This is a genomic window from Paraburkholderia phymatum, assembly GCF_038900715.1.
GTDB lineage: Bacteria > Pseudomonadota > Gammaproteobacteria > Burkholderiales > Burkholderiaceae > Paraburkholderia > Paraburkholderia phymatum_A.
Genome location: NZ_JAYMRZ010000002.1, coordinates 542,119 through 564,268, shown reverse-complemented (window position 1 = coordinate 564,268; position 22,150 = coordinate 542,119). Strand labels below are relative to the sequence as shown.

General features: G+C 62.7%; 19 protein-coding genes. 5 read left to right on the top strand and 14 right to left on the bottom strand.

The genetic code is table 11. From position 1 onward, the window contains the following. Positions 1-42 precede the first annotated feature (42 nt). Both VSR68_RS05890 and VSR68_RS05885 read right to left on the bottom strand, forming a co-directional pair. On the bottom strand, positions 43-1,098 hold the full coding sequence (locus VSR68_RS05890; protein WP_342938889.1) for a 3-keto-5-aminohexanoate cleavage protein: 1,056 nt from the start codon (positions 1,096-1,098) through the stop codon (positions 43-45). A 42-nt stretch (positions 1,099-1,140) separates the two neighbouring features. Then, on the bottom strand, positions 1,141-1,548 hold the full coding sequence (locus VSR68_RS05885; protein WP_342938991.1) for a carboxymuconolactone decarboxylase family protein: 408 nt from the start codon (positions 1,546-1,548) through the stop codon (positions 1,141-1,143). A 142-nt stretch (positions 1,549-1,690) separates the two neighbouring features. On the opposite strand from VSR68_RS05885, the gene VSR68_RS05880 reads away from it, so the two are divergent. From VSR68_RS05880 to VSR68_RS05865, 4 genes are all read left to right on the top strand, one after another. Beyond that, entirely contained in the window at positions 1,691-2,719 is a 1,029-nt protein-coding gene (locus VSR68_RS05880; protein ID WP_342938888.1) for an AraC family transcriptional regulator, read from the top strand. A gap of 539 nt (positions 2,720-3,258) precedes the next feature. Next, the gene (locus tag VSR68_RS05875) at positions 3,259-4,104 is read left to right on the top strand and encodes a fumarylacetoacetate hydrolase family protein (protein ID WP_342938887.1); all 846 of its coding nucleotides are present in this window, start codon (positions 3,259-3,261) and stop codon (positions 4,102-4,104) included. 11 nt (positions 4,105-4,115) lie between these two features. Further along, complete coding sequence (locus VSR68_RS05870; protein WP_342938886.1) at positions 4,116-4,868, top strand: SDR family NAD(P)-dependent oxidoreductase; 753 nt, start codon at positions 4,116-4,118, stop codon at positions 4,866-4,868. A 103-nt stretch (positions 4,869-4,971) separates the two neighbouring features. After that, positions 4,972-5,901: a dihydrodipicolinate synthase family protein gene (locus VSR68_RS05865; RefSeq protein ID WP_342938885.1), complete on the top strand. Its 930-nt coding sequence runs from the start codon at positions 4,972-4,974 to the stop codon at positions 5,899-5,901. Between the two features lie 226 nt (positions 5,902-6,127). Here the strand turns inward: VSR68_RS05865 and VSR68_RS05860 are convergent, their stop codons facing one another. The 8 genes from VSR68_RS05860 to prpB form a co-directional block, all read right to left on the bottom strand. After that, entirely contained in the window at positions 6,128-6,427 is a 300-nt protein-coding gene (locus VSR68_RS05860) for a hypothetical protein (RefSeq protein ID WP_342938884.1), read from the bottom strand. Beyond that, positions 6,424-6,906 carry a DUF2778 domain-containing protein gene (locus VSR68_RS05855; RefSeq protein WP_342938990.1) on the bottom strand — a complete coding sequence of 161 codons (483 nt, stop codon included), beginning with the start codon at positions 6,904-6,906 and terminating at the stop codon, positions 6,424-6,426. Before VSR68_RS05855 ends, VSR68_RS05860 begins: the two co-directional genes overlap by 4 nt. Positions 6,907-6,921: 15 nt before the next feature. Then, a complete protein-coding gene (gene tssD, locus VSR68_RS05850) occupies positions 6,922-7,404 on the bottom strand; it encodes a type VI secretion system tube protein TssD (protein WP_342938883.1) in 483 nt (160 codons plus the stop codon). Continuing rightward, positions 7,377-7,700 carry a hypothetical protein gene (locus VSR68_RS05845; protein ID WP_342938882.1) on the bottom strand — a complete coding sequence of 108 codons (324 nt, stop codon included), beginning with the start codon at positions 7,698-7,700 and terminating at the stop codon, positions 7,377-7,379. Before VSR68_RS05845 ends, tssD begins: the two co-directional genes overlap by 28 nt. 350 nt (positions 7,701-8,050) lie before the next feature. Then, complete coding sequence (gene prpF, locus VSR68_RS05840; RefSeq protein WP_342938881.1) at positions 8,051-9,235, bottom strand: 2-methylaconitate cis-trans isomerase PrpF; 1,185 nt, start codon at positions 9,233-9,235, stop codon at positions 8,051-8,053. A 68-nt stretch (positions 9,236-9,303) separates the two neighbouring features. Then, complete coding sequence (gene acnD / locus VSR68_RS05835) at positions 9,304-11,901, bottom strand: Fe/S-dependent 2-methylisocitrate dehydratase AcnD (RefSeq protein WP_342938880.1); 2,598 nt, start codon at positions 11,899-11,901, stop codon at positions 9,304-9,306. 203 nt (positions 11,902-12,104) lie between these two features. Then, entirely contained in the window at positions 12,105-13,274 is a 1,170-nt protein-coding gene (gene prpC, locus VSR68_RS05830; RefSeq protein ID WP_342938879.1) for a bifunctional 2-methylcitrate synthase/citrate synthase, read from the bottom strand. A gap of 20 nt (positions 13,275-13,294) precedes the next feature. Then, positions 13,295-14,236: a methylisocitrate lyase gene (prpB, locus tag VSR68_RS05825; RefSeq protein WP_428983460.1), complete on the bottom strand. Its 942-nt coding sequence runs from the start codon at positions 14,234-14,236 to the stop codon at positions 13,295-13,297. Positions 14,237-14,376: 140 nt separating this feature from the next. Between prpB and prpR the strand changes: the two genes are divergently transcribed. Continuing rightward, positions 14,377-16,326: a propionate catabolism operon regulatory protein PrpR gene (gene prpR, locus VSR68_RS05820; RefSeq protein ID WP_342938877.1), complete on the top strand. Its 1,950-nt coding sequence runs from the start codon at positions 14,377-14,379 to the stop codon at positions 16,324-16,326. Between the two features lie 15 nt (positions 16,327-16,341). Here the strand turns inward: prpR and VSR68_RS05815 are convergent, their stop codons facing one another. From VSR68_RS05815 to VSR68_RS05800, 4 genes are all read right to left on the bottom strand, one after another. Beyond that, on the bottom strand, positions 16,342-16,920 hold the full coding sequence (locus tag VSR68_RS05815) for a DUF4337 domain-containing protein (RefSeq protein ID WP_342938876.1): 579 nt from the start codon (positions 16,918-16,920) through the stop codon (positions 16,342-16,344). A 125-nt stretch (positions 16,921-17,045) separates the two neighbouring features. Then, complete coding sequence (locus VSR68_RS05810) at positions 17,046-18,032, bottom strand: helix-turn-helix domain-containing protein (RefSeq protein WP_342938875.1); 987 nt, start codon at positions 18,030-18,032, stop codon at positions 17,046-17,048. Positions 18,033-18,354: 322 nt separating this feature from the next. Then, positions 18,355-19,470: a glycosyltransferase gene (locus VSR68_RS05805; protein WP_342938874.1), complete on the bottom strand. Its 1,116-nt coding sequence runs from the start codon at positions 19,468-19,470 to the stop codon at positions 18,355-18,357. 272 nt (positions 19,471-19,742) lie between these two features. Continuing rightward, the gene (locus tag VSR68_RS05800) at positions 19,743-22,124 is read right to left on the bottom strand and encodes an RICIN domain-containing protein (RefSeq protein WP_342938873.1); all 2,382 of its coding nucleotides are present in this window, start codon (positions 22,122-22,124) and stop codon (positions 19,743-19,745) included. Positions 22,125-22,150: the final 26 nt, after the last annotated feature.

Below are 22,150 nucleotides of genomic sequence, written 5' to 3'. Positions count from 1 at the left end.
GTGCAACGCAATATGCTGCCGCGCTGCACCTCGTCATGCCCGTCAGGCGACCTTGCGTGCCGGTACGCCGCGCTGGTCAGGTACCCGGTTCGGTGCCATGCGCAGCTTGTCCAGCGTCTCTTCAACCGACTTCCATTGGGTACCGATCTGGTAGATGCCGCGTGCCTCCTCCGCACTTGCGACGTCGCGATTGAGCTCGCGCGCAATGCGCACCATCTGCTCGATCTGCTGCACGGAGGTCGCGCGTTTGCCGTCCGGGCCGAGCAGCGTGTCCTCGATGCCGACGCGCACATGGAGGCCCAGCGCGATGGACATCGTGTTCATCGGCACGACATTGCGGCCCAGCGTTTCGATCGTGAGCACGGCACCATCCGGCGTGCGGCGTGCGAACTCCAGCATGTCGGCCGGATGCAGCCCCGCTGCGCCACCACCGATGGCCACGTAATTGAGGTTTAGCGGCCCCGTATAGACGCCCTTGCGGATCAGCCGCTCGAGCGTCTCGAGCTGCGTGAGATTGCCCAGCATGAACTGTGGCTGGATGCCGGCCGCAAAGAGCCGCCTGATGTGCTCGACATGCCACGATGGATTGGACGGCGAGATCATGTCGCGGTAAGCCGCCTGCAGCGCGGGGTTCATGAACGAGGTGCCGGCGATGTCGGCCTCTGTCAGCAACTCCATGATGTTCATCTGGCCCGTGTTGATCGCGACGGTCACCTGGTCGGGACGCGGGCTCAGCTCCGCGAGCATGTGGCGCGTATCGTCGTTCGCCCACCTGGCCATCTCGCCGTCGCTTTCCGGCGCGAACGAGATCGAGCCGCCGACCTGCAGGATCATCTTCGGCACCGCTTCGCGCAGAAGGGCGAGCATCTCGTTGAACTTCGACAGGCGCTTGCTGCCCTTGCCATCTTCTTCGCGCACGTGCACGTGCAGAACCGTCGCGCCTGCGTTGTAGCAGTCGACAGCTTTCTGCACCTGCTCGTCCATCGTGACGGGGATATCATCCGAATCGCCCGGGATCCATTGCGGTCCGTAAGGCGCGACCTGAATCACGAGTTTTTCCTGATTTTCAGGCAGCAGCGAATCGTCCATGAAATGCATGATGTGTATTCCTGATTGAGAATGGGTAGGTGTTGGGTGGCGTCAGGCAGCTGTCCGCGCGCCGTTGCTCTTTGCCTGCTCAAACGCTGCCAGTTCCTCCAGCAGGATCGGCGCGCCGAGACTGGACGAATGAATGCCAAGGACGCTTACGGCCTGCAGAACCGCAGCGATCTCTTCCTTTGTGGCGCCCAGTTCGAGCGCCTTGCGGATATGCCGGCGCGTGCCCGGCGCATACATGTGCGTGCAGGACGAATCGACCGCGATGGCAAGGAACTCCAGCACCTTGGGCTCAAGCACACCGGACATCACGGTGTGTGCGCCCATCGTCATGAATTTCTCGGCCCAGACGGGATCGAGTTCGGCAATCGCATCCCACGCAGGATTCCAGTTGCCCGTTGCGCGCAGCTGATCGCACACTGACGTGGCGCTGCGGTTCGTCTCATTGCTCATTGCCTGTGTCCTCTGCATTTCTGAAAGAGTCGGTACATTGCTTGGTGGTGTGCCCACGGGGACAAGTATCGGGTTTCGGCAAAGAGACGTTTGACGGATTGGGACGAAGAATTTACATTTTGGGACACCACGGGAAAACGATATGTCCTATCTGCTTCGCAGCGCAGCCCTCACCAATTTCGTCGAGGTGGCCCGACTGGTGGGCCTCGATCCCTATCAGCAGTTGAGCGACGCGGGGATCGAGCGGTCCGTGCTGCTCGATCCCGACATCATGATTCCGGCCGAGGCGGTCGCGCGGTTGCTGGAGACATCGGCTCGGGCCGCCGCCGTCGAGGATCTGGGGCTGCGCATGGCCGAGACCCGCCACATCTCGAACCTCGGCGCGCTCGGTTTTGTGATGCGCGAACAGCCGACGCTACGAAAGGCGCTGGAATCCGCGGCGCACTACCTGCGGTTGCAGAACGAGGCCGTGGTGATGCGCATCGAGGAATCGGAGGGACTGGTGGTCATCCGCGAGGACATTGTGGGCGTACCTGGTTCGATGCGCCAGGCAACGGAACTGGTACTGGGGGTCCTATACCGCGTTCTGGACATGGTGCTGGGCGCCGCCTGGAAACCGCGCGCCGTCTGTTTCACGCATCATCCTCCAGCCGGCACCACGATCCACGCGCGCGTTTTTGGCGTAACCGTCGAATTCAACAAGGACTTCGACGGCATTGTTTGTCTCGCGTCCGATCTTGATGCCGCGATTCCCGCCTACGATCCGGTCATGGCAAAGCAGGTGCGCCGCTACCTCGATTCGATGCTGCTGCAGTCCAGCGCGACGATGCCCGACAAGATCAGGAAGCTGATCGTTGCACTGCTGCCGTCAGGCGCCTGTTCGGTCGATCGGATCGCACAGCATCTTGGCATGGATCGCAGGACCGTGCATCGCCATCTCGCACAGCACGGCGAGAACTATCTGTCGATTGTCGATTCGGTGCGGGTAGAGATGGTGACGCGGTATCTCGGTAGCGGCAACAGGCCGCTGTCTGAAGTCGCCTCGCTATTCGGCTTCTCATCGTTGAGTGCGTTTTCCCGCTGGTTCAGCGGCCGCTTCGGCTGCAGCGTTTCGACGTGGCGCCGCAAAACCGCACAACGAAGTGCGAGTGCCGACGATACGGTTGTCTAGCTGGCAAGCGCATTGGTCTGCGAATTCCTGGATCAGGCGTTCGAATGTCCGCCTGAAAGCGCGGTCGAATGGCCGTAGCTGGCCGAAAGCACGGGGTTCCGCGAACGCTCTACAGAGCCGACGTTCGAGTCTCAACGAAAGCTTCCGACGAATCTTTGACTTTCGCAGAGACGTACTTCGGTAACAAGCGAGATTGGGTGTTCTGCTCGAGGCTCACAATACCGCAGGTGTTCGAACGATTGAACGTTGTCCCGAAACAGCTCACCCTTGGACGCGATGAGCAACGAATGGACCATCGAGACAGGAGTCGATCTTGCAGAAGTAGCGAGACGTAGGGTGGCTGAACATCATCTATGGCAGGTACTTGCGAGACTTGAATGGACGCCGGTCCGTGCATAAGCTTACTCGATAGATATTACGTACGAAGATAACAATAAGTTATCGGTCAGGCAGCAGCTTTCATTATTCAACGGTCTCCCGTTTCCCTACATTGTGCGGCAGATGCGATATGGCTCTGTCAACGGGAACGAGGACACACGATGAAACTGCTGCGATATGGCGCCCCTGGCCGCGAAAGGCCGGGCATTCTCGACCGCAATCACGCAATACGCGATCTGTCCGGTGTGATCGACGATATCGCCGGCTCGACGCTGTTGCCCGAATCGCTGGAACGGCTGCGCCAGATCGACATCGAGTCGCTGCCCGTCGTTTCCGCCGATGAGCGGATCGGCCCGTGCGTGGGCCGCATCGGCAAGTTCGTCTGCATCGGGCTGAACTACGCGGACCATGCCGCCGAATCGAATCTGCCCGTTCCCAGCGAGCCCGTCGTGTTCAACAAGTGGACCTCGGCGGTGGTGGGCCCGAACGACGACGTGCGCATTCCGCGCGGCTCGCGGAAGACCGACTGGGAAGTGGAACTGGGCGTCGTGATCGGCAAGGGCGGCGCGTACATCGAAGAGGCCGACGCACTCAGCCATGTCGCAGGATATTGCGTCGTCAACGACGTATCCGAGCGCGAATATCAGATCGAACGCGGCGGCACGTGGGACAAGGGCAAGGGCTGCGATACGTTCGGCCCGATCGGCCCGTGGCTCGTCACCGCCGACGAAGTGCCCGACCCGCAGCGCCTCGGCCTCTGGCTCGAAGTGGATGGCAAGCGCTATCAGAACGGCAGCACGAGCACGATGATCTTCAACGTCGCGCACATCGTTTCGTACCTGAGCCGCTTCACGAGCCTGCAACCCGGCGATGTCATCGCGACGGGCACGCCGCCCGGCGTCGGCATGGGGCAGAAGCCCGAGCCGATCTATCTGCGCGCGGGACAGACGATGCGGCTCGGCATCGAAGGGCTCGGCGAGCAGCGGCAACGCACTGTCGCCGCATAAGGAGCGCGCTCATGAACCATTACGACTTCACGCAGCGCGCGGCCGTCGTCACGGGCGGCGCGCAGGGCATCGGGTATGCGGTCGCCGGGCGGCTGTTGCGGGGCAACGCGCGCGTCGCGCTATGGGACCGCGACGAAGCGGCGCTCGCCGATGCGAAAGCGAGTCTCGCGCACCACGGCGAGGTCGAGACCGTCCTCGTCGATCTCACGCAACGCGACGCCGTGCAGGCGGCCACCGACCACACCGTCGCGCAACTCGGCGCGATCGACATTCTCGTTCACAGCGCGGGCATCGCGGGTGCGAACGCGCCGCTGGCGGATTACGCGCCGGACGAATGGGCGCGCGTGATCGACGTCGACCTGAACGCGACGTTTCACGTCAACCAGTCCGTGGTAAAGACGATGATCGCGCGCGGCTACGGGCGCATCGTCAACATCGCGTCGATCGCGGGCAAGGAAGGCAATCCGAACGCGAGCGCCTACAGCGTCGCAAAGGCCGGGGTCATCGCGTTGACGAAGAGCCTCGGCAAGGAAACGGCGGCGCTCGATATCGCCGTCAACGCGATCACGCCCGCTGCCGCGCGCACGCGCATCTTCGAGCAGATGACGCAACAGCACATCGACTACATGCTGTCGAAGATTCCGCGCGGCCGTTTCGTCGACGTGAAGGAAATCGCGTCGATGGTCGCGTGGCTCGTGTCGGCGGAAAACTCGTTCACGACGGGCGCGGTGTTCGACCTGTCGGGCGGCCGCGCGACGTATTGACCGATGTGCTTGCGCAGACCCGAAGCATGTTCGCTGACGGTCCCGGCAATCGCACGCGTCAACGGTTCGCGTTTTCAGCAACGCCTTTAGCGGATATCTGATCATGAATACACGAAGCACGCCGCGCTATCGCGGCATTTTCCCCGTCGTACCGACGACCTTCACCGAAACGGGCGCGCTCGATCTCGACAGCCAGAAGCGCGCGCTCGATTTCATGATCGACGCGGGCTCGGACGGCCTGTGCATTCTCGCGAACTTCTCCGAGCAGTTCGCGCTTTCCGACGAAGAGCGCGACACGCTGACCCGCGTGATGCTCGAACACGTCGCGGGCCGCGTGCCCGTCATCGTCACGACGAGCCACTACAGCAGCGCGGTCTGCATCGAACGCAGCAGGCGCGCGCAGGCGCAGGGCGCATCGATGGTGATGGCGATGCCGCCGTATCACGGCGCGATGTTTCGCGTGCCCGAAACGCAGATCTACGAGTTCTATGCGCGGCTGTCCGACGGCATCGGCATTCCCATCATGATTCAGGATGCGCCCGCGAGCGGCACCGTGCTGTCGGCCGCGTTTCTCGCGCGGATGGCGCTCGAGATCGAACACGTGTCGTACTTCAAGATCGAAACGCCGGGTGCGGCCGCGAAGCTGCGCGAGCTGATCCGCGTCGCGGGCGAAGCAGTCGAAGGCCCGTGGGACGGCGAAGAAGCGATCACGCTGTTTGCCGATCTCAACGCGGGCGCGACGGGCTCGATGACGGGCGGCGGCTATCCGGACGGCATTCGCCCGATCCTCGATGCCTTCCGCGAAGGCAGGAGCGACGACGCCTTCGCGCACTATCAGCGCTGGCTGCCGCTGATCAATCACGAGAACCGGCAGGCGGGCCTGCTTGCCGCGAAGGCGCTGATGAAGGAAGGCGGCGTGATCGCGTGCGAGAGCCCGCGCCATCCGCTGCCGCCGATGCATCCCGACACGCGCGCCGAACTGATCGATATCGCGCGGCGGCTCGATCCGCTGGTGTTGCGGTGGGGGAAATAAACGTATAGTCGGCAACGGTCAGGACCATCCAAGGTTCACGGCATACAGGTCTCTCCTATAGCGTGAACTTCACGGGCCTTACCTGTATCGCCGTTAATGGCTTGACGAATGCGATGGGCTTGAACTGCGCTCGCTACGCCGTCTCGATGAAACGTTTGTCCTGCATGGCGTATGCAGGACAATTGCATTGCAGACGTGAAAGTCGACGAATGGAATGGCTTCACGTTCAACGCGCACGGCGTTTTTTCAGATTTCGTCGCGACAGAAAAAGAGCAATCCCTAAGACTGCGGCGATAGCAACGCAGCAAGCAAACCATAGCGACAGAAGGCCGAATGTCTCAATATCTTCCGGATCGAGCGGATCGGGTGCGCCCGCTAGATGCATACCCGCGCGGATCGTGACGTCAAGCCAATACGGCATTTCGAAAGAGAACGACGAAAGAGTTTTGCCTAACCACCAGCCGCCGATAACCGATGCGGCGATAAACGTGATCGTGTAAGCGACGCGTCGAACTAGTCGCTTCATCGAACGTCCACCGTGCCATAAGCGCGCAACATACTGCCGGGAACCGGCAAGTCAGGCTTACGGCTGCGAATGAACCGCTGTAGCCGCTCGAAATCAAACGAGCTGACGACAGTTATGCACCCCTCGCTTAGACGCATTGGTCCTTCTGGATGAAGGCGGAAATTGCCACGCCTGATTCCGTTGATCATCGTCGTGTCTCCACTTTTCGCGTTCCAGAGTGCAAACCATCTCGTGTGGTCCGATGAACCCCATCCATATTCGGACCACAGATCGCGCGCCCAACCGAACATACCGCCCGATTGCCGATCAACCAGGTAATACGTCCCTGCGGGTAGTGGACCGATATTCGGCATTGCAGTGTCGCGCGGGTTGTCGCGCCCCTCTTTCTGTCCAGAGTAGGCGGCAACCGACCCGAAACCCGAACAATACAACGATGAAACGTTCTTGTCGTTCAATAGAAACGTGCATCTTACTTGCATAGAGAGCGTCATCCGTCAGGTCAATGTCCACGCGTCTTTGAATGTCAGATTACCGTCCAGATAGGACCATGCAATTTCCTCGTATCTGAGTTCGACGATCTCGAAGTGGCTTCGATGTGCTGTCGCGTCCTCCTTGATGTTGGGGACTTTCGGAGAGACCGAGGCTACCTTGACGTTGCGCATTGTGATGTTGTAGTACTCCTCCTCTTTTCCTGAATCGTTTATTCTGTACCACTTGAGTTCAGCAGACGCCAAGGTTTGCCCCCGTACAACGGCCAAATTTAGCAATACAGAAGAGCGATCTATTTCTTTCTCGATGGTAATCGGCCGATGCGAGCGACCACCCATCAGCTGTCCCGTAACGTTATCTGTGGGGGCATGTACGGCATGCGTCAGGCTCAACACTTCGATGCTGCCTTCGCGTCCTATGACTGTGCTCGATCCTCTGATATCCGCGCCGCGTTCATCTTTTAACCACAGATGTAGGGGAGTAGGCATAGCTCTTCCTTTCTTGTAGTGAAGAAGGACTCCGTATTACCATGCGGTGCGCTGTAATCTATCGCTTTTTTGTAAAATGCGATGAAAGCGGCGGGTGAGATCGTCGCGGGCTGGATTGCGGCGAAGCTCGTCGATCGCGGCGTTGCATCGGCGATGAGCGCAAAGCGCATCATCATCGTGTGCTCGTCGCTGGGCGCGGCGGCTTGTGCCATTGCACTGCCGTTCACGCAATCGATCACGACGACACTCGTGCTGATGACAGTCGGCCTCGCGTTCATCGCGGCGACGATCGGCAATGCGTGGGCGCTTGCGGCGGATATCGCGCCTTCGTCGATGGTCGCTTCCGTCAGCGCGATCCAGAACTTCTGGCGGTTATTTTGGCGGCGCGTTCTCGCCCGTTGCAGCAGGGTTCATCGTCGACCGCACGGGGTCTTACTCGCTTGCGTTCGTGATCGGCGGGGCGATTGCCGGATGTGCCGCGCTGTTCTACTGGTTCATGGCGCGGCGGACTGTGGCGGATGGCGTGATGGAGCGAAGCACGGGTTGATTCTACGGTTCGAACGACGAGCGACGGTTTGTATTCGACGCCGCTCGCCGTTCGGTCTGCCGCATGCATGACGGCAGACGATGCACAAGCAACGCTACATCACGCGCCCGGCACCCTCACCCAACCTTCCATCAACACGCGCGCGCTGCGGCTCATGACGGCCTTCTTCACCGTCCACTCGCCGTTGGCCTGAGACGCCTGGGCGCCCACCCGCAGCGTCCCCGACGGATGGCCGAAACGCACGGCGTTGCGCTCGCCGCCGCCCGCCGCGAGATTCACGAGCGTTCCGGGAATCGCCGCTGCCGTGGCAATCGCAACGGCCGCCGTGCCCATCATCGCGTGATGCAACTTGCCCATCGACATCGCGCGCACGAGCAGATCGACGTCGCCCGCTTCCACGCGCTTGCCGCTCGATGCCGTATAACCCGTGGGCCGTGCAACGAATGCGACTTTCGGCGTGTGCTGGCGCTTCGCGATTTCATCGAGGTTCTTGATGAGGCCCATGCGCAGCGCGCCATGCGCGCGAATGGTCTCGAACTTCTTGAGCGCCGCGTCATCGCTGTTGATCGCGTCCTGTAGCTCCGTGCCCGTGTAGCCGATCGCGTCTGCGTTCACGAAGATCGTCGGAATGCCCGCGTTGATCATCGTCGCCTTCAGCGTGCCGACGCCTGGCACGTCCAGATCGTCGACGACATTGCCCGTCGGGAACATCGCGCCTTCCGCGCCTTCTTCCTCGGCGGCCGGGTCCATGAATTCGAGCTGCACTTCGGCGGCGGGGAACGTCACGCCGTCGAGTTCGAAGTCACCCGTTTCCTGCACGGCGCCGTTGGTCATCGGCACGTGCGCGATGATCGTCTTGCCGATATTCGCCTGCCAGATTCGCACGATCGCGATGCCGTTGTCCGGCACGCGGTCCGGATCGATGAGGCCGCCGCTGATCGCAAACGGCCCCACGGCCGCCGACAGGTTGCCGCAATTGCCGCTCCAGTCGACGAACGCCTTGTCGATCGACACCTGACCGAAGAGATAGTCGACATCGTGATCCGGCCTGCTGCTTTTCGCGACGATCACGGTCTTGCTGGTGCTCGACGTTGCGCCGCCCATGCCGTCGATCTGCTTGCCATACGGATCGGGGCTGCCGATCACGCGCATCAGCAATGCGTCGCGTGCCGCGCCCGGCGTCTGCGCTGCTTCGGGCAAGTCCTTCAGGCGAAAGAACACGCCTTTGCTGGTGCCGCCGCGCATATACGTTGCGGGAATCCTGATCTGGGGTGCGTGTGCCATGTGTTGTGGTCCTGATGTGACGAGGGCGGTGCAACGCACACCGCCCATGCATGAACGAACAGTGCGTGTCAGGCCGCTGCCTTCGACGACTCCAGGAAGTCTTGCGCGAAGCGTTGCAGCACGCCGCCCGCTTCGTAGATCGACACTTCTTCCGCCGTGTCGAGACGGCAGGTGACGGGCACTTCGACGCGCTCGCCGTTCGCGCGATGAATCACCAGTGTGAGGTCTGCGCGCGGCTTGCGTTCGCCGACCACGTCATACGTTTCCGTACCGTCGATGCCCAACGCCAGCCGGTTGACGCCCGGCTTGAATTCGAGCGGCAGCACGCCCATGCCGATCAGGTTCGTGCGGTGGATGCGCTCGAAGCCTTCCGCGACGATCGCTTCGACACCCGCGAGCCGCACGCCTTTCGCGGCCCAGTCGCGCGACGAGCCCTGGCCATAATCCGCGCCCGCGACGATGATCAGCGGCTGTTTGCGGTCCATGTAGGTTTCGATCGCTTCCCACATGCGCGTGACCTTGCCTTCGGGCTCGATGCGCGCGAGCGATCCCTTCTTCACCTGGCCGTCGACGACAGCCATTTCGTTGATCAGCGTCGGGTTCGCGAACGTCGCGCGCTGCGCGGTGAGGTGATCGCCGCGATGCGTGGCATACGAGTTGAAGTCCTCTTCGGGTAGGCCCATCTTCGCGAGGTATTCACCTGCTGCGCTGTTCGCGAGAATCGCGTTCGACGGCGACAGGTGATCGGTCGTGATGTTGTCGCCGAGCACGGCGAGCGGGCGCATGCCTTTCAGCGTGCGCTCGCCTGCGAGCGCGCCTTCCCAGTACGGTGGACGGCGAATGTACGTGCTTTGCGCGCGCCAGTCGTACAGCGGGCTGATCGGCTCGCCGCTCGCGGCCGTCACCGCGAACATCGGCTCATACACTTTGCGGAACTGCTCGGGCTTTACGCTCTCTTTGACGATCGCGTCGATCTCTTCGTCGCTCGGCCAGATGTCCTTGAGATAAACGGGCGTGCCGCTCTTGTCGGTGCCGAGCGAATCGCGTTCGATGTCGAAGCGGATCGTGCCCGCGATCGCATACGCGACGACGAGCGGCGGCGACGCGAGAAACGCCTGCTTCGCATACGGATGAATGCGGCCATCGAAGTTGCGGTTGCCCGACAGCACGGCCGTCGCGTACAGATCGCGGTCGATGATTTCCTGCTGGATTTTCGGATCGAGCGCGCCCGACATGCCGTTGCAGGTCGTGCATGCAAACGCGACGATGCCGAAGCCGAGCTTCTCCAGATCGGGCAGCAGATCGGCTTCCTGCAAATACAGCTCGACAGCTTTCGATCCCGGTGCAAGCGACGACTTCACCCACGGCTTGCGCGTCAGGCCACGGGCATTCGCATTGCGCGCGAGCAGGGCCGCTGCGATCACGTTGCGCGGATTGCTCGTGTTCGTGCAGCTCGTGATCGCGGCGATGACGACGGCGCCATCGGGCATCTGGCCCGGCACGTCTTCCCACTTCCCTGCGATGCCGCGTTCGGCGAGATCGGACGTGGGCAAGCGCTTGTGCGGATTCGACGGACCGGCCATGTTGCGAACGACCGTCGACAGATCGAACCTGAGCACGCGCTCATATTCGGCGTCTTTCAGCGAATCGGCCCACAGGCCCGCCGATTTCGCATACGTTTCGACGAGCTTCACTTGCGCGTCGTCGCGGCCCGTCAGGCGCAAATAGTCGATCGTCTGCTCGTCGATGAAGAACATCGCGGCCGTCGCGCCGTATTCGGGCGCCATGTTGGAGATCGTCGCGCGGTCGCCGAGCGTGAGGCTCGACGCGCCAGCGCCGCGAAACTCCAGATACGCGCCGACCACTTTTTCCTTGCGCAGGAATTCAGTCAGCGCGAGCACGATGTCGGTGGCCGTGATGCCCGGTTGCCGCTTGCCCGACAGTTCGACGCCGACGATGTCGGGCAGGCGCATCCATGACGCGCGGCCCAGCATCACGTTCTCCGCTTCCAGCCCGCCGACGCCGACGGCGATCACGCCGAGCGCATCGACGTGCGGCGTGTGGCTGTCGGTGCCGACGAGCGTGTCGGGATACGCGACGCCATCGACGGCATGAATCACAGGCGACATCCGCTCCAGATTGATCTGGTGCATGATGCCGTTGCCCGGCGGAATCACGTCGACGTTCTTGAACGCCTTCTTGGTCCAGTTGATGAAATCGAAGCGGTCTTCATTGCGCCGGTCTTCGATTGCGCGGTTCTTCGCGAACGCTTCGGGGTCGAAGCCGCCGCATTCGACGGCCAGCGAGTGATCGACGATCAGTTGCACGGGGACGACGGGATTCACCTTCGCGGGGTCGCCGCCCTGATCGGCGATGGCGTCGCGCAGGCCCGCGAGATCGACGAGCGCCGTCTGCCCCAGAATGTCATGGCACACGACGCGCGCCGGAAACCACGGAAAATCCAGCTCGCGCTTGCGCTCGATGATCTGCTTGAGCGAAGCGGTGAGCGTAGCCGGGTCGCAGCGTCGCACGAGATTTTCAGCGTGTACGCGCGACGTGTACGGCAGCTTGTCGTAGGCGCCCGGCTGGATCGCGTCGATGGCGGCGCGCGTGTCGAAGTAATCCAGCGAGGTGCCGGGCAGCGGTTTGCGGTATTCGGTATTCATGACGTAGGGACAGTGCGGTAGTAATCGGAAGCGTCTGGCGCTGAACGCTCCTTGGTGGTCTTCTCGCGCAGTTTAGCGCGTCAGTGGACGGCTCGCGCGGTAAAGCACGCGGTGTAAAAAGGAGCCTTGGCTCGTGGGTATCACGAGCCAAGGCCCAAGTGCATCGCAGCTCTCGCGCAGCGATACAGAAGACAGCTCATCTATCAGGCGCGCTTCGCGAGCGGCACGAACGGCAGATCATCCGGTCCCGTGTAATTCGCGCTCGGACGAATGATCTTGTTGTCGATGCGCTGCTCGATGATGTGCGCGGCCCAGCCGGACGTGCGCGAGATCACGAACAGCGGCGTGAACATCGCGGTCGGCACGCCCATCATGTGATACGACACGGCGCTGAACCAGTCGAGGTTCGGGAACATCTTCTTGACGTCCCACATCACCGTCTCCAGTCGCTCGGCGATATCGAACATCTTCATGTTCGACGCTTCCTTCGACAGCTTCTTCGCCACGTCCTTGATGACCTTGTTGCGCGGATCGGAGATCGTGTACACGGGGTGGCCGAAGCCGATCACGACTTCCTTGTTCTCGACGCGGCGGCGGATGTCCGCTTCCGCTTCGTCGGGCGTCTGGTAGCGCGACTGGATCTCGAACGCGGCTTCATTGGCGCCGCCGTGCTTCGGCCCGCGCAGCGCGCCGATCGCGCCCGTGATCGCCGAATAGATGTCCGAGCCCGTGCCCGCGATCACGCGGCCCGTGAACGTCGATGCGTTGAATTCGTGCTCCGCGTACAGGTTCAGCGACACGTGCATCGCGTCGACCCACGACTTCGACGGCTCCACGCCGTGCAGCAGATGCAGGAAGTGGCCGCCGATCGAATCGTCGTCGGTTTCGACTTCGATCCGCTTGCCGTTGTGCGAATAGTGATACCAGTACAGCAGCATCGAGCCGAGCGAGGCCATCAGGCGGTCGGCGATGTCGCGCGCGCCCGCGATGTTGTGATCGTCCTTCTCCGGCAGCACCGTGCCCAGCGCGGAGACGCCCGTGCGCATCACGTCCATCGGATGCGCTGCCGCGGGAATCCATTCGAGCACGGCCTTCACGTTCGCGGGCAGCCCGCGCAACGCCTTGAGCTTCGTCTTGTACGCCGCGAGTTCGGCGACGTTCGGCAGCTTGCCGTGCACGAGCAGATACGCAACCTCTTCGAATTCGCAGGCGCCCGCGATGTCGAGAATGTCGTAGCCCCGATAGTGCAAATCGTTGCCCGTCTTGCCGACCGTGCACAGCGCGGTGTTGCCCGCCGTCACGCCCGACAGCGCGACGGATTTCTTCGGCTTGAACGCGCCTGCGTTCGGCGTGTTGTTGTCTGCTTCGCTCATGTGTCTTCCTCCAGATGCCATTACTTATTCGCGGCGAACAGCGCGTCGAGCTTGTCCTCGTACGCGTGATAGCCAAGGTACTTGTAGAGATCGTCGCGCGTCTGCATCGTCGGCACGGCCGCTTTTTGCGTGCCGTCGCGCATCACGGTCTCGTAGAAATTGAGCGCCGCCGCGTTCATCGCGCGATACGCGCCGCAGCAGTACAGCGCGATATCGACGTTCGCTTCGCGCAGTTCCGTCGTCGTGAAGAACGGCGTCGAGCCGAACTCGGTCAGGTTCGCGAGAATCGGCACCTTCACGGCGGCCTTGAAGCGGCGATAGTCGTCGAGCGTCTTCATCGCTTCGGGGAAGATCATGTCCGCGCCCGCTTCGACATAGGCAACGGCGCGCTCGATCGCGGCGTCGATGCCTTCGGCGGCGGCTGCGTCGGTGCGGGCCATGATGACGAACTGATCGTCGGTGCGCGCATCGACGGCGGCCTTCACGCGGTCCACCATCTCTTCCTTCGCGACGACTTCCTTGTTCGGCCGGTGGCCGCAGCGCTTCTGGCCGACCTGGTCTTCCAGATGAACGGCCGCGACGCCCGCCTTGATGAACGAGCGGACCGTGCGCGCGATGTTGAAGGCGCCGCCCCAGCCGGTGTCGATATCGACGAGCAGCGGCAGGTTCGTCGCGTCGGTGATGCGGCGGGCGTCCGTCAGCACGTCGTCCATCGTGCTGATGCCGAGATCGGGAATGCCGAGCGAGTTTGCGGCCACGCCGCCGCCCGACAGATACACGGCCTTGAAGCCGACGGCTTCGGCCATCTTCGCGGCATACGCGGTGATCGCGCCGACGACCTGCAGCGGATGTCCTTCTGCGACGGCCTGGCGGAACGCGGCGCCGGCGCTAGCGGGTTGTTTGGCTGAATTCAATTTGAGGCTCCGTTGATAGCGGGCCTGTATTCGCAAACACCGTGCCATGTCCGAACGGGCCGCTAAGTCTCTGATTTTGCGGCGCGCGCGTCCGAACGATATTGCGCGTGCGTTTCAGAAATGGAATTTCGCGTTTCTGTTGTGAAACATATAATGGACGAACACCACGATCCGTACCGAGTCCGTCCATGAGCACGCCTTCCGCCGCCTCCCATTCCCGTCCGCGCATCTGGGCGATGGGCATCAGCCGTCTGCGCGATCTGTTCGTCGATATCGCGAGCGAGTATGCGGGCCGCGCCGACGTGCGCATCGTCGCGCGCGGTTTCGACGATGCCATGCAGGAAATCGACGCGGCAGGCGCCGAGCGTCCCGACGTGATCGTGGCGGGCGGCTCGAACGGCGCGTATCTGAAGGCGCGCGTCAACGTGCCCGTGGTGGTCATCACGCCGACGGGCTTCGACGTGATGCAGGCGCTCGCGCGCGCGAAACGCGATGGCGATTCGGTGGCGCTCGTCACGCACGGCGAGACGCCCGACGAGGTCAAGCGCTTCACGGCCGCGTATGGCGTCGACGTGATCTTCGCGTCGTACCGCTCAACGGAAGACGCGGAGCAATGCGTGCGCGAACTGCGCGAGCGCGGCGTCGATGCCGTCGTCGGGCCGGGTCATGTGACCGATCTCGCGGAGCGTGCGGGCATGGGCGCCGTGTTCCTCTATTCGCGCACGTCGGTGCGCGCGGCGTTCGACACGGCGCTCGAAGTCGCGCAGGCGACGCGCGCCGAAGGTGTGCGCCGTCAGCGTCTGGACAACCTGTTGCAGCACTTGCGCGACGGCGTCGTCGCGCTCGATGCGCAAGGGCGCGTCGAAGCGATCAACCAGCGGCTGGCGGGCGTGCTCGGCATCGACGCCACGAGCGCCGCCGGCGCGCCGCTGCAACAGCTCGCGCCCGATCTGGCAAGTGCGCTGCCCGACACCGACGGCGATACGCTCGTGTCCGTGCGCGGCGCGAGCTACGTCGTGCATCGCGGACCGCTCGCGGGCGCGGGCCCCGCAGCGGGCACGGTGCTGACATTCCAGGAATCGCGCGCGGTCGAGCGGCTCGATCGCACGCTGCGTTCGCGCCAGCGCGCGCAGCAGTTCACCGCGCGTTACCGGCTCGACGATCTGGTGGGCGAATGCGCGTCGATCGAGCGCGTGCGCACGCTGGTCCAGCGCTACGCGAGGTCCGACGCGACCGTGCTGATACTCGGCGAAAGCGGCACGGGCAAGGAAATGGTCGCGCAGAGCATGCATCACCTGAGCGCGCGGCGCGACTTCGCGTTCGTCGCGATGAATTGCGGCGCGTTTCCCGAAGCGCTGCTGGAAAGCGAGCTGTTCGGCTACGACGAGGGCGCGTTCACGGGCGCGCGCAAGGGCGGCAAGGCGGGACTCATAGAAGCGGCGCATCGCGGGACGCTCTTTCTCGACGAGATCGGCGAGATGCCGTTGCCGCTGCAAAGCCGGCTGCTGCGCGTGCTGCAGGAGCGCGAGGTGGTGCGGCTCGGCTCGACGGAGCCGACGCGCGTCGACATACGCGTGGTGGCCGCGACGCATCGCGCGCTGACGGAAGGGATCGAGGCCGGGACGTTTCGCGCGGATCTCTACTATCGATTGAACATCCTGAGCATCGCACTGCCGCCGCTGCGCGAGCGCGCGGCCGATGTGATGCCGCTTGCCGCCGAACTGCTGTTGCAGGCAGCGGCGCGCGAGCCGCGTCTGGCGGCGCGCGTGCCCGGCTTGCAGGCGGCGGCGCATGTGCTCGCGCCCGTCAGCGAGCCTTTGTGCCGCTACGCGTGGCCGGGCAACGTGCGCGAATTGCAGAACGTGATCGAGCGGATTGCCGTCGAGCTGGCCGACGCGGACGGCGACGCAGGCGCTGCGTTCACACGCGAGATGCTGGAGGTGGTTGCGCCTGAACTCTTCGTGCAGTCGGTGCGGCAGAAGAAGGGCGCATTGACGCTGCGCGAGCGCAGCCGCCACGTCGAGGCCGACGAAATACGCGCGATGCTGGCCGCGTGCGGCGGCGATCGCGATGCGGCGTGCAGGGCGCTCGGCATCAGCAAGACGACGTTGTGGCGCAAGCTCAATACGACGCAATGAGTGTTTGCGGACGGTTCACACGCCCAGCAACGCAGTGATGAAAAGACCGACCGCCACGACGGCCATGCCGATCGTCAACTTTTGAAGCCAGCTCTTTTTCGTGAGCAGCGTAATGGCGGCGAGTGCGATCGAGATCTGGATCAGCGTGGTCGCCTGCGCCCAGCGATGATGTTGATGTTGCAGCGACTCGCTGACGTCATTGTCCTTTTTCACCTGCTTTTCGAGCGATTCCGCCTGCTGGCGAATCGGCTCTTTTTCCGTCTTGTAGCGCTGTACGTCGGTGATGAACTTCGCGTGCGCCGCCGATGCGGGATCGCTCAGCGCCGCGCCCAGTTCGGCGAGATTCTGTTTTTCTCCCTTGGCCTGATAGTAGGACCACTGGTTCGCGGCTTCCGTCTTGAGTATCGCGGCCTCGTTCTTGTAGAAGAGCGCAAGGTTTTCGTTCGCGCCGCTTTGATACGAGGCGATTGCGCCTACGCTCGCGAGGATCGCCGTCATGACGGCAAGCCGGGAGGCGCCCGTGTCGCTTCCATGGGAACCGGGGTGCTCGATCGCATGATCGTGCGGGCCGTGCACTTCGTATTCGTCGGACATCGTGATCGTGGCTCGGGAGAGACGCAAAGTCGCAAGCATACCGCAGCGTATCACCCGCAAAAAAGGCGTCCAGCCATTTCTTTTCTATCCGGTCGATGTCGTGTCGAGCGCGCGCCGCATGCCGCTCAGCATTGCACCTTGCGCTGCGCGCGATACTCGGTCGGCGATGTTTTCATATGCCGCCGGAAGCTGCGCGCGAGATGATCGCCGCTCGTCATGCCCGCGCGCTTCGCGACCTTGTCGACGGGCAGATCGGTCTCGACCAGCAGATTGCAGACGACCTGTAGCCGCGCGTTCATCAGATAGTCGGACGGCGTCATGCCGAGCTCGCTTCTGAAGTGACGCAGCAGACTGCGCTCGCTCATCGCGGCCACCTGCGCCGCGTCTTCGATCGTGACCTGGCGGCGGCAGTTGTCCTGCAGCCAGTGCGCGGCCGCGCGCACCTTCTCGGCGGGCGTGCTGCCGACGACGTCCTCGAATATCGCATTCAGCGCGTCTTGCGAGCAGATCGACAGATGATCGGCGACGCGCCTCGCCATCGTGTCGCCCATGTCGCGGCGGATCAGTTTTAGCGCACCCGTTAGCGCGTCGTGGAGACTTTGCGATTTCCTCTTGCAGTCGTTGGCGTGTCCCGCCGCGCTGCACGACGATTCGTGATGCGTCGCGCGCGGCCCATCGCGGATGGGGCTGTCGGGCCCCGGCAGCGGCGCGCCGACCAGCCGCACGTCGGCCGCTTTCGCGCGGGCGCGGCCGATCCAGGCGGTCAGCGGCTCGGAGCGGTCGTCGAGATCCGTGTCCGCACCGACGATCGCGAAGATCGCGTCGAATTCGTAGTCTCTGCGTGTGTCGAATGCTTCCGTGGAAACGAGCAGCGTCGCGGAACTGCCGACGTGTCCATCGTGTGTCGCGAGAACGGCGACCCGGTACGCGCACTGGATCGAACTGCGCGACGACAGCTCGCTCGCCAGTTCGAGCGTGTTGGCGATGACGCTCGCGCTCAGCAGATCGAACCCTTCGAACAGCACGACGGCGACATGACGCGTGCGCAGCGGTTTCCCGTCCGGCCCCTCCGATTCGTTGGCATCGAGTCTTTGACGCGGACGCGTGGACATGTTCTTCCCCAACCTCAATGAACCGGACCAGAACTGCGGATACCCCGACGTCGGCGGGAAGCATTCCGGACGATGCGCGCGTCACCGGATGTATGGAAGGCCCCAGTTCTCCCGCTAACTTCCAATGCTGCCTTGATAAATCGCAAAGCGAATGTGGGCGGGCGCACGCAGCGCGACAAGTATCGTCAAAAGAACTTGCGCGCACGTCGGCCAGTGCGGCTGATCCGGCGCGAGGGGCACTGCATCCGGTTGCGGGAGTCAGCGTGAATGCAAGAGCAAAACGATTGGCGGGACGATATTGTTCCCGCACCGATGTCGATTGTCAGGTCGACTGGTTTCTGTTCCAGCTCGACATCGACGAGATGCCGCTCGATTCGAAAATAGCCTGCGCGACTTTCAGATAGCTCTCGGCCGTGTCGCGCAGCGTATAGCCGTCCAGCGGGCGATATGCGCGAGGTGTGTGCATTGCGTGAACCAGCGCGCGCGCATACGCGGAAGGATTCATGGTGTCGACGAGCGAGACGCCCGGAAATTCGCGGGCGAATTCGAATGCTGCGATGCGGCTTCCGACGACGGGGATACCCGATGCCAGCGCTTCGAGAAAGCCGATGCTATGCGCCTCCCGGTGAGAGGGCATCGCAAACACATGCGACGCTTGCAGGATCGCGGCGACATTCGTCGCGGGGCCGCACAGCGAGACACGCTCGTTCAGGTTCATGCGGTCCACGAGATTCATCGCTGTCTCGTGATAAGCCTTGTCCTCGATGACGCCGCACAGCAGAAGGCGCGCTTCCGGTTCTTCTTGCAGCACGCCATCGAAGGCCCGGATCGTTTCGAGCTGTCCCTTGTCGCGAACGTAGCGTCCCAGCTGCACGATCTGCTTTGCCGTGCCGTGGTCGGCCAGGTTCAATGCGGAAGCCACGAACTGGAAGCGCGACAGGTCGACGCCGTTAGGGATCACCGTCACGAGCGGATGCGGTCCGAATTCGCGCAGGTAGTCGTGCGTATTCTGCTGCGAGACGCCGACGACGGCTCTTGCGCGATGCGAGAGGAAGCGCTCGGCCCATTTCAGCTTGGGGTTCTCGAAATCGTTGGAGCCGGAGTGCATCACGTAGACGACGGGCGCCGCATACGGAAGAAGACGCACGTAAAGCGCGGCGAGCGTTGCATGAGCGATGATGATGTCCGGCCGGAACTGCTTGATGCAACGCCACAGATGCATCAGGCGCCCCATCCTGCCCAGATATGCATTGGGAAAATCGCACAGCACGTCCGCGGCCGCCAGCTCGCTGCGGCTGTGATCGAAGTCTGCAAGTTGAGGCAGCATCGACGCGATGCAGACTTCGTGGCCACCCTCCCTATGCTGGATTGCAAGACCCTTCGCGAGGATCTCGGCACCAGACAGACGTGGCGCATGTACGACCTGTAGTATCCGCACTTGTCACCGTTTGAATAAGTATTGTGTACGAAGCGAACAGGGCCGCGATGGCGAATCGTCAATTGCTGTCTGTTCTCTGTGCAGCGTACGGTTCCGTTGATCGACCGTCAATTGGTGTGTTCAATGACGGTTCTAACATACTCAATCGCACCGGGAATCATCAGCCAACGACTAGTCATTACTCGACACCTAAGTACTTACCTGTAGAGTTGCTTTTGCTGCAAATCATCAATGCCGCCGATTCAACCGTGTGCAATTTTTTTGCCCGGTCCCTATTGAGTGAGCCGTTCGAGCCAGAGCGTTTCCGAGTACATTGCGGGAAGCTGGACCGACTCTGTTGGTAAAGCCTGCACACTGTTTCCGTTCATCGCGTATTGGACGAGCGCCGCGTTTCCAGCGGTAAAGAGCGTGTTGTCGAGTATCGCGTCGGTGCGCTGGTAAAAGACAAGCGTCGTGTGCTTGCCGTCGCCCGTCAGCGCAGGTGTCGTGTCCTGCCACCGGATGCCGCGCAACGAGGCCAGCAGAACGGGCGCCGAATCGGGATGAGCGGCATCCAGCTTCCAGGCGTCGACGCCGCCGGGGCTCGCGAAATGAGGTACGGTCATGACGATCGACGCATCGGCATCGGCGTGCGGATCACTGGCGGCGAATTTCGTCATGTCGGGTTTGAACGTCGCGGGCAGCATCGCGGGCGCGCCAACGGACCAGTGCCCGCCTTCGACACCGAGCGGGACGATTGCGATGCGCCCGTTGTCGTCGGCCGGTTGAATGGCGACAAACGATGCATTTGCGCGATCGTTGCGCACTGCAAGCAGTCGAAGATTCGACTTGAGACGGCTGTTGTCGAGTACCTTGGTTTGCTGAACGTGTGCCGCCGCGTCCGCGCTCACTGTCCATAGTTCGACACCGTTGTCCGGCTTTTGAATTGCGATCAGTACTTTTGCCGGTTCCTTCTCTTTGGTCGAGTACGGCGTGATCTGCTGCACGCGTCCCGCAGGCATCCGGCTGTCGCTCTGGAACCAGCGAACGGGCGCGGTAAAGCGGCTGCCCGTGCTGCGCAGCAGCCAGAATGCGGTGCCGCCGTTTCGCGGCGTGACGACCATCAGATCCGCGCGGCCGTCGCCGTCGAAATCGCCGAGCAGAAAGCGCGCGCTGTCGAAGCACAAACTATCCGCGCGACACGTTGCCGTCGTTGCGCGGCTGTCGAACGGAACCGCGTTCGCATACCAGCGCACGGGTTTATCGGCTTTGCTCAACGCCTGAACATTGACGTCGAAGCCCGGACCGTCTGCGCGGCGTTGAACGTACACCGCCGACGACTCGCCGTGCCCCGACACATCGCCGTACATCGCGCCCGCGAGCCGCAGATCGGTCGCCCAGGTCGGGCGCGTCGTCGACCAGCGGTAACGAGTCGTCAGCGATGCGCAGCCGCGAATGTTGAGGCGTCCGCTTTCCTCGCCGAGGCACCGGCGCGACGGCGTAAAGATCAGACCAAAGTCCCACGGCGTCCAGCGCTGCGATTCGTCCCACGCTTCGCAGGGCTCTTCCGTCAACGTGCCATCGTGTTCGGCAACGCATTGCCGCGTCGACGCCGAAACGAGTGCCGCGTTGTGCTGATTGCCCGCATAGGTCGGCCGCGGTTCCCACGTCCATTGCTGGCTGACCGAGCCGTCGCACGGCGCGAGTTCCGGCTTGCGCTCGCTGCCCGCGGAAGTCAGGCATTCGCTGGAAGCGGTGTTGAACAGCACCGTCGGCCGCGCGACGAAATCGGGCGTGGCGTGACTGGTCGTATCGAAGCGCGCATATCGGCGCAGGATCCAGTTGCCGTCCCATTGGTATTCGCCGAATACATGCGCGAAGTCTCCTCCGTCGATCGTGAAGTAGCTTGCTGAAACGTCGCGCTTGCGTTGCGCTTCGTCGCCGGACAGCGTGGACGGCCACGTGCCCATCGGATACGTGATGTGGTACGCGATCGGAATCGATCGCCCCAGGGTTTGCGCGACGTGCCGCGTGATGCGCGCGGAGTAGATGTGATCGGGATGCTCGATGAACGGCACGGTGTCGGGATTGAGCGTGTAAATGCGCGTCGCGTCTTGCAAAATTGCCTTGAGCACGGCCGACAACGAATCGCACGTATAGCGTGCCGGCGCGATTTCGCCGTGTCCCATCGGATAGGTCGTGATCGTCGCGCCCTGATCCCATAGCAACGCGAGCGGCACTCGGCCGCCACGAACGGCGCCGCCGGGAAGACGCAGTTCGAGCAGCCGCACTTTCGGTTGCGCCTTCAATGTCAGCTGAAACACCGGCTTGCCCGCGATGCGTACTGTCGACTCGTCCCAGTCATTCGCCACGCCGGCCATGCGCGCGTAGGCGAGACGCGATCCCTGCTCGCGCTTTTGAACATACGCGAAGTTCGCGCCGTTGGCCCCGCCGATCAGATGGACCGTCGTGACGCACCAGCCCGCCCGCAATTGCTCGCTAATGCCGGGCTCGACGAACAGCAGATCGTCGTCGAGATGTGCGACTACGGTAACGAGCGTGCCTGCGCTGCAATCGGCGGACGCGGCATGGCTCGCACCGCAAAAGGCGAATGACACGCAGAAAAGAAACAGGAAGCGAATGAAGCGGCGAGCGTTGAAGATCGACAGGTTCATGTGATTTTTTTCGTGTTCTTCTCGCG